General features: G+C 41.8%; 12 protein-coding genes. 3 read left to right on the top strand and 9 right to left on the bottom strand.

Features of this window, described 5'->3' with window-relative positions; translation table 11 throughout:
- Nucleotides 1-39 precede the first annotated feature (39 nt).
- From NSQ91_RS27395 to NSQ91_RS27365, 7 genes are all read right to left on the bottom strand, one after another.
- On the bottom strand, nucleotides 40-594 hold the full coding sequence (locus NSQ91_RS27395) for a class I SAM-dependent methyltransferase (RefSeq protein WP_081391922.1): 555 nt from the start codon (nucleotides 592-594) through the stop codon (nucleotides 40-42).
- Nucleotides 595-600: 6 nt separating this feature from the next.
- Nucleotides 601-1635: a sensor histidine kinase gene (locus NSQ91_RS27390; protein WP_340921572.1), complete on the bottom strand. Its 1035-nt coding sequence runs from the start codon at nucleotides 1633-1635 to the stop codon at nucleotides 601-603.
- A gap of 55 nt (nucleotides 1636-1690) precedes the next feature.
- Nucleotides 1691-2371: a response regulator transcription factor gene (locus NSQ91_RS27385; protein ID WP_076304971.1), complete on the bottom strand. Its 681-nt coding sequence runs from the start codon at nucleotides 2369-2371 to the stop codon at nucleotides 1691-1693.
- A 31-nt stretch (nucleotides 2372-2402) separates the two neighbouring features.
- Nucleotides 2403-2966 (bottom strand): class I SAM-dependent methyltransferase, encoded by a 564-nt coding sequence (locus tag NSQ91_RS27380; protein ID WP_076144587.1) that lies wholly within the window; start codon nucleotides 2964-2966, stop codon nucleotides 2403-2405.
- Nucleotides 2967-2996: 30 nt separating this feature from the next.
- Entirely contained in the window at nucleotides 2997-3494 is a 498-nt protein-coding gene (locus NSQ91_RS27375) for a DedA family protein (protein ID WP_076130315.1), read from the bottom strand.
- 279 nt (nucleotides 3495-3773) lie between these two features.
- On the bottom strand, nucleotides 3774-4571 hold the full coding sequence (locus NSQ91_RS27370; protein ID WP_076098819.1) for a sulfite exporter TauE/SafE family protein: 798 nt from the start codon (nucleotides 4569-4571) through the stop codon (nucleotides 3774-3776).
- A 44-nt stretch (nucleotides 4572-4615) separates the two neighbouring features.
- Nucleotides 4616-6229, bottom strand: a complete 1614-nt coding sequence (locus tag NSQ91_RS27365) for a carboxylesterase family protein (protein ID WP_076194093.1) — start codon at nucleotides 6227-6229, stop codon at nucleotides 4616-4618.
- Between the two features lie 135 nt (nucleotides 6230-6364).
- Between NSQ91_RS27365 and NSQ91_RS27360 the strand changes: the two genes are divergently transcribed.
- Nucleotides 6365-7276, top strand: a complete 912-nt coding sequence (locus tag NSQ91_RS27360; RefSeq protein WP_076194098.1) for a LysR family transcriptional regulator — start codon at nucleotides 6365-6367, stop codon at nucleotides 7274-7276.
- Nucleotides 7277-7296: 20 nt separating this feature from the next.
- Here NSQ91_RS27360 and NSQ91_RS27355 read toward each other — a convergent pair whose 3' ends face one another.
- Together NSQ91_RS27355 and NSQ91_RS27350 are read right to left on the bottom strand one after the other, a co-directional pair.
- Nucleotides 7297-7890 (bottom strand): YdeI/OmpD-associated family protein, encoded by a 594-nt coding sequence (locus tag NSQ91_RS27355; RefSeq protein WP_076098816.1) that lies wholly within the window; start codon nucleotides 7888-7890, stop codon nucleotides 7297-7299.
- A gap of 86 nt (nucleotides 7891-7976) precedes the next feature.
- Nucleotides 7977-8945 carry a LacI family DNA-binding transcriptional regulator gene (locus NSQ91_RS27350; protein ID WP_076130318.1) on the bottom strand — a complete coding sequence of 323 codons (969 nt, stop codon included), beginning with the start codon at nucleotides 8943-8945 and terminating at the stop codon, nucleotides 7977-7979.
- 112 nt (nucleotides 8946-9057) lie between these two features.
- On the opposite strand from NSQ91_RS27350, the gene NSQ91_RS27345 reads away from it, so the two are divergent.
- Together NSQ91_RS27345 and NSQ91_RS27340 are read left to right on the top strand one after the other, a co-directional pair.
- Complete coding sequence (locus tag NSQ91_RS27345) at nucleotides 9058-10470, top strand: glycoside hydrolase family 1 protein (RefSeq protein ID WP_076194102.1); 1413 nt, start codon at nucleotides 9058-9060, stop codon at nucleotides 10468-10470.
- A gap of 280 nt (nucleotides 10471-10750) precedes the next feature.
- Nucleotides 10751-12595, top strand: a complete 1845-nt coding sequence (locus NSQ91_RS27340; protein WP_076302384.1) for a beta-glucoside-specific PTS transporter subunit IIABC — start codon at nucleotides 10751-10753, stop codon at nucleotides 12593-12595.
- Nucleotides 12596-12608 lie beyond the last annotated feature (13 nt).

The raw sequence follows: 12608 nt of genomic DNA, 5'->3' as shown, positions 1-12608 counted from the left end.
ACATTCTTTAGAAATTACTGTTTTCCGAATATTCATGTGTCATTCTTTTTTACGACAAATATATACGAATGTTGGAGGGAAAGTGTAAGGCACAAATTCAATTTTCTCAATAGGTAGTTGTTTAGCCCATCTTTTTTTCATGTGCAGCGAGTGCTGATATGCAACTAAAATTCCGCCTGGTTTAAGTGACTTAACAATCTGATGTAGGATTTTGTCACGCATTTCAATTGAAAAATTAAAAAATGGTAATCCGCAAATTATGCAATCTAACTCACGGATGCCTTCCTGGTTCAATTTCTTGAGTAAGTAGCTGGCGTTGGAATGGAAAATGCATTCCGGATAAATTGCTTTTAAGTGTTCTCTCATTTTTTTATTCCGCTCAAACAAAAGCACTTTTGTAGAATTCGTTAATTGTGATGTCATGAGATGTGTAATAGCACCTGTACCAGCTCCAAGTTCTGCAACGGCATTTACATTATGCCATTGTACAGACTGGACTATTTTATTGGCTAATAATTGCGAACTGGGTAGAATATTTCCTACCCGCTTTGGATCTTTGAGGAAGCCTTGTAAGAAAAGTAAGTATTCAGACATAATCAATTAGCAATCCTCTCCGAAAGGCAATCTCAGTTGGAATGTGAAGACGTCATGAGTGTGTTTAAGCGTTAAAGTACCCTTGTGCAACTCAGCAATATTCCTAGCTATCGAAAGACCAAGTCCTGCTCCGGTTTGAATTCCCTGGCTTTTTCTTGAGTGGTCAACCTTATAAAATCGGTCAAATAGACGGTTTTCTTGATCCTGTGAGAGGGGAGTTCCTTTATTTTCAATCGCAATGGTACAGTGTACAGAATCAGTTGTAATTCGTATGCTAATGCTTCCCGGGCTGATGGAATATTTTAAGGCGTTCATAAGTAGATTATCTATGGCTCTGGCTATTTTCTCACTGTCGATTAAGGTGATGATTGGACTCTTATCTATATCTTTTATAAGATGCACATTGTTTTCTTGAGCGATTGGTTCGAATTCGAACAATAATTGATTCAAAAGCTGTGACAAATCGATTCTCTCCAGATTTAAACGGGAGTCCACCGAATTAAGTCGGGTATATTCAAACAAATCATCAAGGAGTTTCTTCAAATGAAGCGCCTTGTTATAGGTGTTTTGAATAAAACGTGTGTATTCTTTTTTATCTTGGTACGATTCTGTACGTAAAAGCTCAATATACCCGATAATACTTGTAAGAGGGGTGCGTAAGTCGTGTGAAATCCCCGTGATCATCTCCATCTTGGATTTTTCTATTTCGCGTTCCTTGATGATCTGTTGCTCTAAGCGCTCTGCCATCCAGTTGATGTTCAAAGCCACCAGTCCTAGTTCATCTTGGCGCACAACATTTACCCGATAACTCAAATTACCTTCGGATATAATCTGAAGTCCTTGTTCCAGCACAATTAAATCTTTGACGATTCGCCGGGTCAATGTAAAAAATGTAATAACGAATATAATGAAAAACATCGGAGTAAGAAGGTAGGCAAGAAAATTGAACACCCAATCCAATTTTGTTGCATTTCCAAAATGAAAGAACAAGATGCTAAGTGAGGTATTTATCGCAATGGTAATTATGAAACTCAACACCATCCTGATTAAGATATTGGATTGAATGCGTTTATTTATTTGTAGATTTCGTATGATTTTAATCAACTTTGTAACCAACTCCCCAGACTGTCTTAATATACAGAGGTTCTCTTGGATTTTCCTCTAATTTTTCTCTTAAGTTACGAATATGAACCATTACGGTATTGTCAGAATATCCGTAAGGCTCTTTCCATACACTCTCGTAAATTTGCTCCGAACTATAAACTTGCCCAGGCCGGCTTGCAAGCAGGGTTAAAATCGCAAACTCTAGTGGAGTTAATGAAACTTCCATTCCATTTAACTTTACGGAATGTTTATTTTTATCTATGATCAGGTTTTTAATTATAAGCAGAGAGTTGAATTCTTCCTTTCCAATTAAGGACTGACGCCGTAACTGAGCTTTTACACGGGCCAGTAGTTCCAGTGGATTAAACGGTTTGATCATGTAATCGTCTGCCCCGGTAGTTAGACCCGTGATTTTATCAATGTCCTCTTGCTTGGCTGAGAGCATAATAATTGGGATATTTGATATTTCCCTAATTTTGAGACAGGCTGTGATACCGTCCATTTGAGGCATCATGACATCCAGGATAACTAATTGAATGGAAGTTGTTTGTATTGTACTCAATGCCTCTTGACCATCTGCAGCTTCAAGCACTTGGTAACCTTCATTTCTTAAATAAACATGAATCACATCTCGAATTTCAGAATCATCATCTGCAACAAGAATTGTATTCAATGGACGCTGCCCCTCTTCTATATTTATTTTATTATGTTTCCCTTTTACGACAGACGTAGACGAAAGCGGGAGGGAAATTAAATGGCACATATTTTATTGTATCAATATTAAAATATTCGGAGAGTTGCTTCTTCATTTGAAGTGAATACTGAAAGGCGATAAATAATCCCTCAGGTTTAAGGGATTGGTAGATCTGTTCAACCAATGTATTTCTTAATTCGGGCTCAAAATTGAAAAAGGGCAGCCCACTAAAAATACAATCCAACTGATGAATATGTGAACTTTTAATTGTTTCTACTAAACTAGCAGCATTATGATAACAGGAAAAGTCCGGATAGCTTGTCTTCAGGTTATGCCTCATGGTTTTATCCATCTCAAATAGTAACACTTTCGTTGTACTAGTTACCTTAGTATTGATTACACGGGTGATTGCACCTGTACCTGATCCAAGTTCAGCGACTGCTTTAACTTCATGCCAAGGGGCTTGGTTAACCATGCTGTGTGCCAGAAACCGGGAACTCGGGGTAACACTGCCTACCTGTTTTGGATCATGAATAAAACTTCTTAAAAATAAGAGTTTTTCATTGAAGCTCATTCGGAATTCCTCCATAATTTTAGAATTGATTTAGATGTTTATTAATTTTGATAGGATGTGATCTCCAAAGTACGTTCCTACAAAAAAGAACAGTAAGGTCCAACTTAAAGCACTGGGATATGAAATAAGGGCAAATCGTTTATAGCTTGTACCGCTGAGCCCGATCAACATGGGAATGATGTAACGTACAACTGGAATAAACATGCCGATATACATAGCTGTACGCCCACGTTTTTTTAGAATCTGCTCTGCTTTTTTAAAATGTCTGTTAGCTTCAAATTTGCACTTCAGCTTTTGCCCAAAGAATTTACCTGCAAAGTAGGCAACCGTAAAGGCCGTTAATAGCCCTGATAAAATGCAGAAATAAGTCATCCAGGAATTGATAATCCCCATGTGGCTTAGGGTAGCTCCAGTGAGGATTGTAATTTCATTAGGGATTGGAATTCCAAAAGGGCCTAACGTGAAAGCAAGATAAAAAATCAGATATCCATACTGATTGATTAGCTCTAAGACGGTATTACTGGCCAATATGCCACCTCCTTCGCTTACTTCAATACAGAAATCTTAACTAAAAAAACTGAGGAATTAGGTGGGGGAATTCTAAAGAAATCCTGAAGAGACTTAAAATTCGATAGGATTGGCCAAGTCTCTTATCCATAGGGGGCTAAATTATGATAGAAGAGGGGATCCGTTTCTGCCCTGCAATTTGAAATGTCGTTGATATCAAGGAATCAGTCCCACAGTCACAATAAAAAAGTCCTGAGGATCAAGAAACTCTTGATCCATCAGGACTTTTTACATAATGACCTACCCTTTCATCATCAAACGAAGCGAAACGATGATGAGAAAAACGGCTAATAGCTTTAAAAGCAGCTTGGCAGGAAGGCGTTTTGCCAGGCGTGCGCCAATTTGACCGCCGATAATTGCGCCAGGTGCTAGGGCTAACACCATAAACCATTCAACATTCAATAAAAAGGCATGTGTTGTGGTGCTTACGATAGCTGACAGGAAAATTTGAAGCATAGAAGTTGCAACAGCGATATGGGGGGCAAAGCCGAGAAGTAAGGTCATTGTCGGAACCATAAGACTCCCGCCGCCAATCCCAAATAGGCTTGCTACAAAGCCAACGAGAAAACTGATGATTATGCCGGTAGGCATATGATAAGCATATTCGAAATGAGCACCGCTATTATCGGAAAAGCTTCGCTTCACGGTTGGTTTGAAAGGCCAATGGATGGGTTTGTTCGGCTTGAACAAGAGCAATAAAGCGACAAGGATTAAGAAAATACCGAAGCTTACGAAAAACATTCTCCCGCCCATTTGCTTGGTAAAGAGTGCACCTATTACTGAACCCGGAATCGAAACGGCGGCGAAGGTGAGCGCTGCTTGATAATCGATTCTCTTCTGCTTTGCGTACACATAAGTACTTGAGATGGAGTTGAAAAGCAGCATCGCCATTGATGTTCCAGCCAGATGTGAAGGCTCCATATCAGGAAAAAGGAAAGCCAACGCAGGCACAACGATGAACCCGCCGCCAAGTCCGACCAATGAACCGGAAATGCCAGCTGCTAGCCCGATGACTAAGAGCAGTAAGTAAGTTAGCACAACAGCATGTTCCTTCCTCTACGTGAATTCTACAATCATTTATCTTACCAGAAAAAACGTCCCGCAAATAAATTGTTTTTTAGCCAATTGCGCTGTTCTGCTGCTAAACGGGGATCATTGTCCATTTGGGACAGGATATCTTTTTTTACAAGTTTGCAGACGGATTGAACAATAGTTTGATCCTGGCTAGCATCTAACCAGAGAATTTCCGCAGACCGGGGATTAGGGGTGTATCGTTGCCAAGCAGGTTGTCCCTCAGCATTAGGATTACCGGTATATAGGAAATGCCGTAAATAGTCCCTCATTAGGGAAGAGAGCATGTTACGCCCAGGCTCGTTATGCTCGGAAATTACATCCGCAGGAAATCTTTCCTGGACACCGGAAAAGTCACCTGTATAGAAGGGGATGTCTGCACCATGCGGGGCACCCATAAGAAAACGGATATAAGGATCGATCACTCCGTCTCTTAACCCCCAGGCGAAGCGGTAAGCATAGATGGGCATCTCCGGAATCGCACTTAATAATATCTCTGTAGTCTGCTCTACATTAAATTCTGCATACAGATCGCTCCCATATTGGACTGCAGCTTCATAGAGCTTCTTTTCTTCCAGATTTCCGGCTAACTCTTCCTTTTGCACTAGGGAGAAGAAATGAGTATCCCATAAAGTGAACTCGGAGAATTCGCTGGCAGTGCTGCCAAGGATGATCGGCAGGGAAGGGTGATCGCGGTTATTTAGATTGTCGAAGCCACCAATAGGAATGACCGTGCCATCTTCGATCAAATGGGGAAAAGCAGCCATCTGAAGCCCCGTCTCACGAATGATTTCGACAAAGTGAAAGGCATTCTGACGATATAGGAAGGCGGAAATCTTATCCGCAGATTGTGTGGAAATCCATACTCTTGCCTCACCTTGAGTGCTGACCATTCCTGTTTTTATTAATAACTCTGTTAAAATGTCATCTGCTTTTTCTTCGCTTTGCTCCGTAACAGCCGTTGTTAAACCTCCGCTCATAATAAAAAGCTTATGAAAGAGCCCTCTGCCCAGCGGTGAAAGGTAAGCAGCTAATGCATTTCTTGCACCTGCAGACTGGCCCCCTAATGTTATGTTCCCTGGATTTCCCCCAAAGCAAACAATGTTATTGCGCAGCCACTTTAGCGCATGAAGAACATCGAGGAGACCGTAATTTCCTGAGTCATCCAAGGGGTCCCCGGTTCGGAGTGAGGGATGCCGGAAAAATCCCATTGCTCCTAAACGGTAATTCACTGTAACCACTATACTATTTGTCTTACACGCCAATTCTCCAGCTTGAAAATCCCGTCCCGAACCCCCAATATTTCCGCCGCCGTGGAGGAAGACGAATACGGGTAAGCCTGCCTCGGCATGATCCGGTCGCCAAATATTCAAAAAGAGGCAATCTTCACTGCCGCCAGGTTCCCCTTGAATGAATTGGACACTGCTATTATTAAAATGGCATGCAGGCAATACACCTGTCCAAGGTTCTATCTCACGCGGTGCTTTCCATCTGAGCTTATCTATGGGAGGTTCCGCATAAGGAATCCCTAACCATGCGATCGCCCCAAGTGTTGGCAGACGTATGCCTTTAAGCTGACCGCTGGAGACTGTAATAATTTCTTCCATGGGTTCTCGTGTGCTCATTTATAGTTCCCCTTTCTCCTGCAGATTCTTATGTATTTTTAATTCTCTTTATTATAGTGTTCTGCTATGATGATGAAAAATATATTATTATATATAAAATACATAACTCTAAGGTTATAGAAGAGGGTGGGTTCGTTGGATTTACTTTCGCTTCGGTACTTTCAAACGGTTGCAAAGCTTGAGAATATGACCCAAGCAGCCGAAATACTCCAAATCTCACAGCCTGCTATAAGTAAAATGATCAAAAATCTTGAGGGCGAATTAAACGTCAAATTGTTTGATCGCACAGGAAAATACATTCGATTAAATGAATATGGAAAGCGGTTTCTTGTGAAAGTTGATTTAGCCCTACAAACGTTAGAGGAGGGGAAAACAGAGCTATTGGACTTGTCTGAGCGACCGACAGGAACTGTAGTGATTTTTATCCAAGCGGGTTCCTATTTGCTTCCGGATATGATCACATTATTTCGTCAGAAATACCCGGAAGCTCAATTCAAGCTATTGCAGCAGGATCAGGAGATCTCACGTTATCCGGCTTTTGATTTGTGTATTTCTTCTACTCCGCTCAAGATTCCAGGAACAGTGTCGACACCGGTATTAACGGAAGAAATCCTGCTGGCGGTTCCTAATGAGCACAGGCTCGCAACCCGTAAAAGTGTACGTCTGAATGAACTCGCGGAAGACGGTTTTATTAGTTTGAAAATAGGCAAGCAGCTGCGCGACACGACGGATTCTCTATGTCACGCCGCCGGATTTGCTCCGCGTATCATTTATGAATGCGATGAGCCTTCGATGGTACGCAGTCTAGTCCGTTCGGGACTAGGGGTTTCTTTTATCCCCGCTGTAACTTGGGGGGGGTCTCAAGGATCCTCTGTCGTGCTTCTTCCCATTGAAGAACCCATAAGTACCCGCACCATTGAAATCTCATGGTATACCAACCGGTACATGACTAATGTCGCTAAAAAGTTCAAGGCCTTTGTTGAGGATTATTACAAGCAGTTAGAAGAAGACAAATTAAAAAATGAGTCAACTAACCCTAAGGCTTAATTGACTCATTGTCAGCAACGCTAATCATTTAATCCCTTGCCCTCAAGGATTTGCGGGATGAATTTTTCAATTCGGGATACGCGGGTTTTGGATTGTTTGGCTTGAGAAAAATGATAAATATATGCGTTTTGCCGTCCAGGCGTTAGGGCTTCAAAAGCAGTTTTCAAGCCAGGAAGTTCAGCGAATTTAGTCTGAAGCTCTTCAGGAATGAGGTAATCCTCTTTCTTTTTTAATTCGACTTCCAAACCCGCTTTTTCAACTTCTATGGCATTTTGAATGTAGGCTTTCAGAACAGCTTCCATTTCAACGATTTGTTGCACATTCGTAAACCGAATTTGGCGCGCTGCCTGCACATTTTCTGTTTGTTGAATTAGAATCCCATTGGGATCCTGTAACAAGGCACCTTTGTGAAAGAGAAGCGCACAATATTCTTTAAATCCATGAATTAATACTATGTTTTTATCATCAAATGTGTAACATGGATGCATCCACTTATAATCTTCGGTCAGCCCGCAATCAAGCACGATCGTTCTCAACTGCTCATATTCTTCCCGCCATTGTTTCGCTTTACTTAAAAATTTATCAACCCTAGGATTCAATACATTATTTGTCATAAAAAACACCCATCTTCATCATATTTTCAATACAATTTTACTTTTTTTATGGAATGTACAGTCGTAATCTTCTGGGAATGGGCAACCTATGTTGTCTCCCGTTCGATCAGTTGGAATGATAGGGGCTGCAGCTCCATATCCAGTCCAAGCAGGGTTGGAGCCAGCAGAAGAAAGGCGTTCTCCGCCTGTCCTGCAATCGGATTCCGAACAGTGGTAATTCCGAGTGTCTGTGACAGCTCCGAATTATCAAAACCAATGATGGCTAGATCACGGGGCACCTCCAGCTGCTGTCTACGTGCTTCGCTCAGAACGCCCACCGCCACCAAATCATTGGAGCACAGAATGGCATCCGGCTGATCTGGTTGTCCAATTAGGGTTCGCACCAATTGCTCTCCGTCACGGATTCCATAAATCGTGGAGTAATACCATTTCTCAACAATGGGAAGATTATATTTGGTCATGATTTGCTCATAAGCTAGTCGTCTACTCTGGGTATTTATGCTGCTTGGGCGGCCAAAAGCATTAGCGATACGCGTATAACCCCGCTCTATCAAATGCTCTAGAGCGAGTGCATATCCGTCATATTGGTTCATGGCAACTGACGGTATTTCAGGATGGTCCATGCGTTGCCAAGACACAATCGGGCCGTATTTGCAGTAGGAAGTTATGACATTTTTATCGTTAACAGCGGTCAGAATAAGCAGAGCGTCGACTCTTTTTTGTTTGAGATCCTCGAAGGCCTGAAGTTCCTTTTGCTTATCACCGCCGGTGGTATAAATAATCGTCTGATACCCGTAACGGCCGGAAATTTCGACGAAGCTGTTCATGAAGCACAAAATAAGCTCGTTGAGGTCTAAGGTAATCATGCCGATTTGCTGGGTTTGGCCTTTGGATAAAGATATGGCATTCCGATTGGGAACATAGTCCGTCTCTTTCATAATGGCGAGAATTTTCTCCCTAGTTTCCTTGCTGACATGGGGAGAATCGTTCAGGACTCGGGATACCGTAGCTTTGGAAAAGCCCGACAGCTTAGCAATTTCGTCAAGTGTGGACATCGGCTTATCTCCTTTGCAAGATTAATCCTTGACATGTAACGCGTTCCAAGGTTTAGGATTCGGATTAGAGCAGTAAACCTATACTATCACAATAGCAAAGGCGGGAAGAAATATGAACTTACAATTTCCAGAAGGATTCCTATGGGGTGGGGCTGTAGCCGCTAACCAGCTTGAAGGGGCATATCAGGATGATGGCAAAGGCTGGTCTACCCAAGATGTCATGCCGCATGGCATTAAGTCTGCGCCTACAGAAGTTCCTACCGACGATAACATGAAGTTGATTGGTATCGATTTCTATCACCGATATAAAGAAGATATTAAGCTGTTTGCGGAAATGGGCTTTAAAGTATTCCGGACGTCTATTGCCTGGTCCCGGATTTTCCCGAAAGGGGACGAGCTGGAGCCGAATGAACAGGGCTTGCAGTTCTACGACGACCTGTTCGACGAGTGTCATAAATACGGCATCGAACCGCTAGTTACGATCTCCCATTATGAGACCCCGCTGCATTTGGCACGAGAGTATGATGGATGGGTTAACCGTAAGATGGTGGAATTTTACGAGCGTTATGTGAGAACGATCTTTAATCGTTACAAGAACAAGGTCAAATACTGGCTGACCTTTAACGAGATCAATTCTATCCTAGAGTTCCCATTTATGAGTGGCGGAATCAATACTCCATTGGAAAAATTGAGTAAGCAGGATCTGTATCAGGCCATTCACCATGAGTTCATTGCAAGTGCTTTGGCGGTAAAAATCGGTCATGAGATCAATCCTGATTTCAAAATAGGCTGCATGGTGCTGAGCATGCCAATTTATCCGCTCACTCCGCATCCGGACGACTTGATCAAGGCGATGCAAAGTGATCACAAAAATATGTTTTTTGCGGATGTTCATAGCAGAGGTTATTATCCAGGCTATATGAAACGGTTCTTTAAGGAAAATGGAATTCACATTCATTTCGAGCCAGGGGACGAGGAAATTCTGAAGCATACCGTGGATTTCATATCGTTCAGTTACTATATGAGCACATGTGAAACGGCTGATCCGGAGAAACAGATCAGAGGAGAAGGAAACCTGCTGGGTGGGGTACCGAATCCGTATCTGGAAGCGAGCGAATGGGGTTGGCAGATCGATCCGCAGGGCTTGCGTTATGTGATGAATATGTTCTATGACCGATACCAAAAACCGCTGTTTATCGTGGAAAATGGCCTTGGCGCCGTCGATCAGCTGGTTGTAGACGGGAACGGTGAGAAGATCGTAAACGATGATTACCGGATCAATTATTTGCAAGATCATTTGGTTCAAGTAGCGGAAGCTATTGCTGATGGCGTGGAAGTTATGGGATACACAAGCTGGGGCTGCATCGACTTGGTTAGCGCAACAAGCGCCGAGCTGAAGAAACGTTATGGTTTCATTTATGTAGATCGTCATGATGATGGTTCAGGTACACTGGACAGATACCGTAAGAAGTCCTTCCACTGGTACAAAGAAGTAATTGAATCCAACGGACAAAGCCTGTTCTAAAAAAAAGTCCTGATAATCAAGTTATTCTTGATTTATCAGGGTCTTTTTTGTTATCCAATATTATACAGGCTCTGGTTTATTGTTGACATCATTAATTGAACATGTTAATTTGTAAATAATAAATTAATCGGATATCAGGATTGCTACTGCATAGCAGGCAAAACCTAAGTTTCATTTATGATTACGGGGATAATCTCTCTCGTACATAGATGTGATTTAGGTTTTTTTGTGTTCCCTGATATCCGTGATTAATTGATCTGTTACAAAGGGGTGTATAAAAATGAGTTATGAACAGCTAAGTAAAGACATTATTCAATCTGTCGGTGGGGAGAAAAATATTAACAATGTGATTCATTGTGCCACGCGACTAAGATTCACACTTAACGATGAGCAAAAAGCTGATAAAGAAAATTTGGAAAAAATGAAAGGGATTATTGGGGTAGTTAGCAAAGGGGGACAGTTTCAAGTTATAGTGGGTACCCATGTTGCTGATGTGTATAAAGAAATTGCCAAATCCATATCCCCTAACAGTGACTCTGGCGAGAACAAGGTAAAGAAACCTATAGGGACTCTGATTTTTGATGTTATTTCTAGAAGCTTTTCGCCTCTGATTGGTGCTTTAGCAGGTGCGGGTATGTTGAAAGCGCTATTAACCGTACTTGCTTCGTTACATGTTCTAAGTGCGGATAGTGAAACTTACAAAGTATTAGCCGGCGCTAGTAATGCTGTGTTTTATTTTCTACCCATTTTCTTAGGAATTACGTTATCGATTAGGCTGGGTGTTAATGCTTATGTGGGTGGTAGTATCGGTGCGGCTTTACTTGAACCTAATATTACGGGATTAGCAAGTGTTGAATCTCCACATTTTTTAGGTATTCCTTTAGTAATTTCGGACTATTCATCAAGCGTGTTTCCGATTTTTATCGCCATCTGTATATACGCTTTATTGGATAAGCAGCTAAGAAAGTTTATACACAAGGATTTGCAGATGTTCTTGGTCCCTATGCTATGTTTGATTGTGATTGTTCCGTTAACTATTTTGGCTTTCGGACCGTTTGGCGTGAATGTAGGGAATTTAATTGGAGACGCTATTTTGTTCCTCAGTACGAAAAGCGGTATTGTTACAGGGGCAATTGTGGGAATAGCTTGGACGTATTTGACTGTACTCGGATTGCACTGGGGACTTGTGCCAATTATTCTTGAGAACATTGCTAAGGGTGGAGATCCGATATATGCAATGGCCGGCATGGCCATCTTCGCGCAGCTGGGTGTGGCGTTGGGTATCTTCCTGAAAACAAAGGACAAACAGTTGAAAACATTGGCCGGCAGTACATTTATACCAGGCGCGCTTTCAGGTGTAACAGAACCTATTATTTACGGTTTGCTGACTCGTTACAAACGGACTTTCATTTATGTAACCATTGCCGGCGGTGTAGGTGGAGCACTTAGTGGTCTTTTCAAAGTGAAGATGGAAGTCTTCGCATTTGTGAGCGTATTAAGTCTTCCCGCATTCTCTCCGCTGGTCGTTCAAGCGATTATAGCAGGTGTGACCATTGTATTGGCTATGGTAATTACCATGGTATTTGGTTATGAAGATAAAAAGAAAGTGAATATTGTAGAAGAAAAAACGAATACTGAAAAAAGCGAGGTTATCCTCCCTCACGCCGTTAAAAGTTCAACCGTTGTAAGCCCTCTGGCTGGTAACGTAATCCCGTTAACCTCAGTAGATGATGCTGCCTTTGCTTCTGAAGCAATGGGCAAGGGGATTGCAATTGAACCCACAGAAGGTAAGCTTTATTCACCGGTAAGTGGAGTTGTATCCACTATTTTCAGAACAGGTCATTGTATTGCGGTAGTATCGGATGAGGGTGTTGAGGTCTTGATTCATATCGGTATAGAAACCGTGAAGCTAAAAGGTAAATACTTTGATGTGAAGGTGCAAGAAGGAGCAACCGTTAAACAGGGTGATCTATTGATTGAGTTTGATTTTGAACAAATAAAAAATGAAGGTTATCAATGCACAACACCGATAATTATTACCAATACGGCTAATTATAGTGATGTGATTGGTACCAATAAAACAGTTATTACACCGGGCGAAGATTTGCTGACTGTTGTAGTGTGATCTATTGAAGAGT

Origin of the sequence: Paenibacillus sp. FSL R7-0048, from assembly GCF_038004505.1 — a bacterium.
Taxonomy (GTDB): domain Bacteria; phylum Bacillota; class Bacilli; order Paenibacillales; family Paenibacillaceae; genus Paenibacillus_AQ; species Paenibacillus_AQ odorifer.
This window is presented reverse-complemented; position numbering and strand designations above follow the sequence as displayed.

Coding starts and splice junctions, on each gene's coding strand:
- NSQ91_RS27365 (WP_076194093.1), bottom strand. CDS start 6,229: ATGAGCACACGAGAACCCATGGAAGAAATTATTACAGTCTCCAGCGGT.
- NSQ91_RS27395 (WP_081391922.1), bottom strand. CDS start 594: ATGTCTGAATACTTACTTTTCTTACAAGGCTTCCTCAAAGATCCAAAG.
- NSQ91_RS27340 (WP_076302384.1), top strand. CDS start 10,751: ATGAGTTATGAACAGCTAAGTAAAGACATTATTCAATCTGTCGGTGGG.
- NSQ91_RS27350 (WP_076130318.1), bottom strand. CDS start 8,945: ATGTCCACACTTGACGAAATTGCTAAGCTGTCGGGCTTTTCCAAAGCT.
- NSQ91_RS27345 (WP_076194102.1), top strand. CDS start 9,058: ATGAACTTACAATTTCCAGAAGGATTCCTATGGGGTGGGGCTGTAGCC.
- NSQ91_RS27380 (WP_076144587.1), bottom strand. CDS start 2,966: ATGAGCTTCAATGAAAAACTCTTATTTTTAAGAAGTTTTATTCATGAT.
- NSQ91_RS27390 (WP_340921572.1), bottom strand. CDS start 1,635: ATGGTGTTGAGTTTCATAATTACCATTGCGATAAATACCTCACTTAGC.
- NSQ91_RS27355 (WP_076098816.1), bottom strand. CDS start 7,890: ATGACAAATAATGTATTGAATCCTAGGGTTGATAAATTTTTAAGTAAA.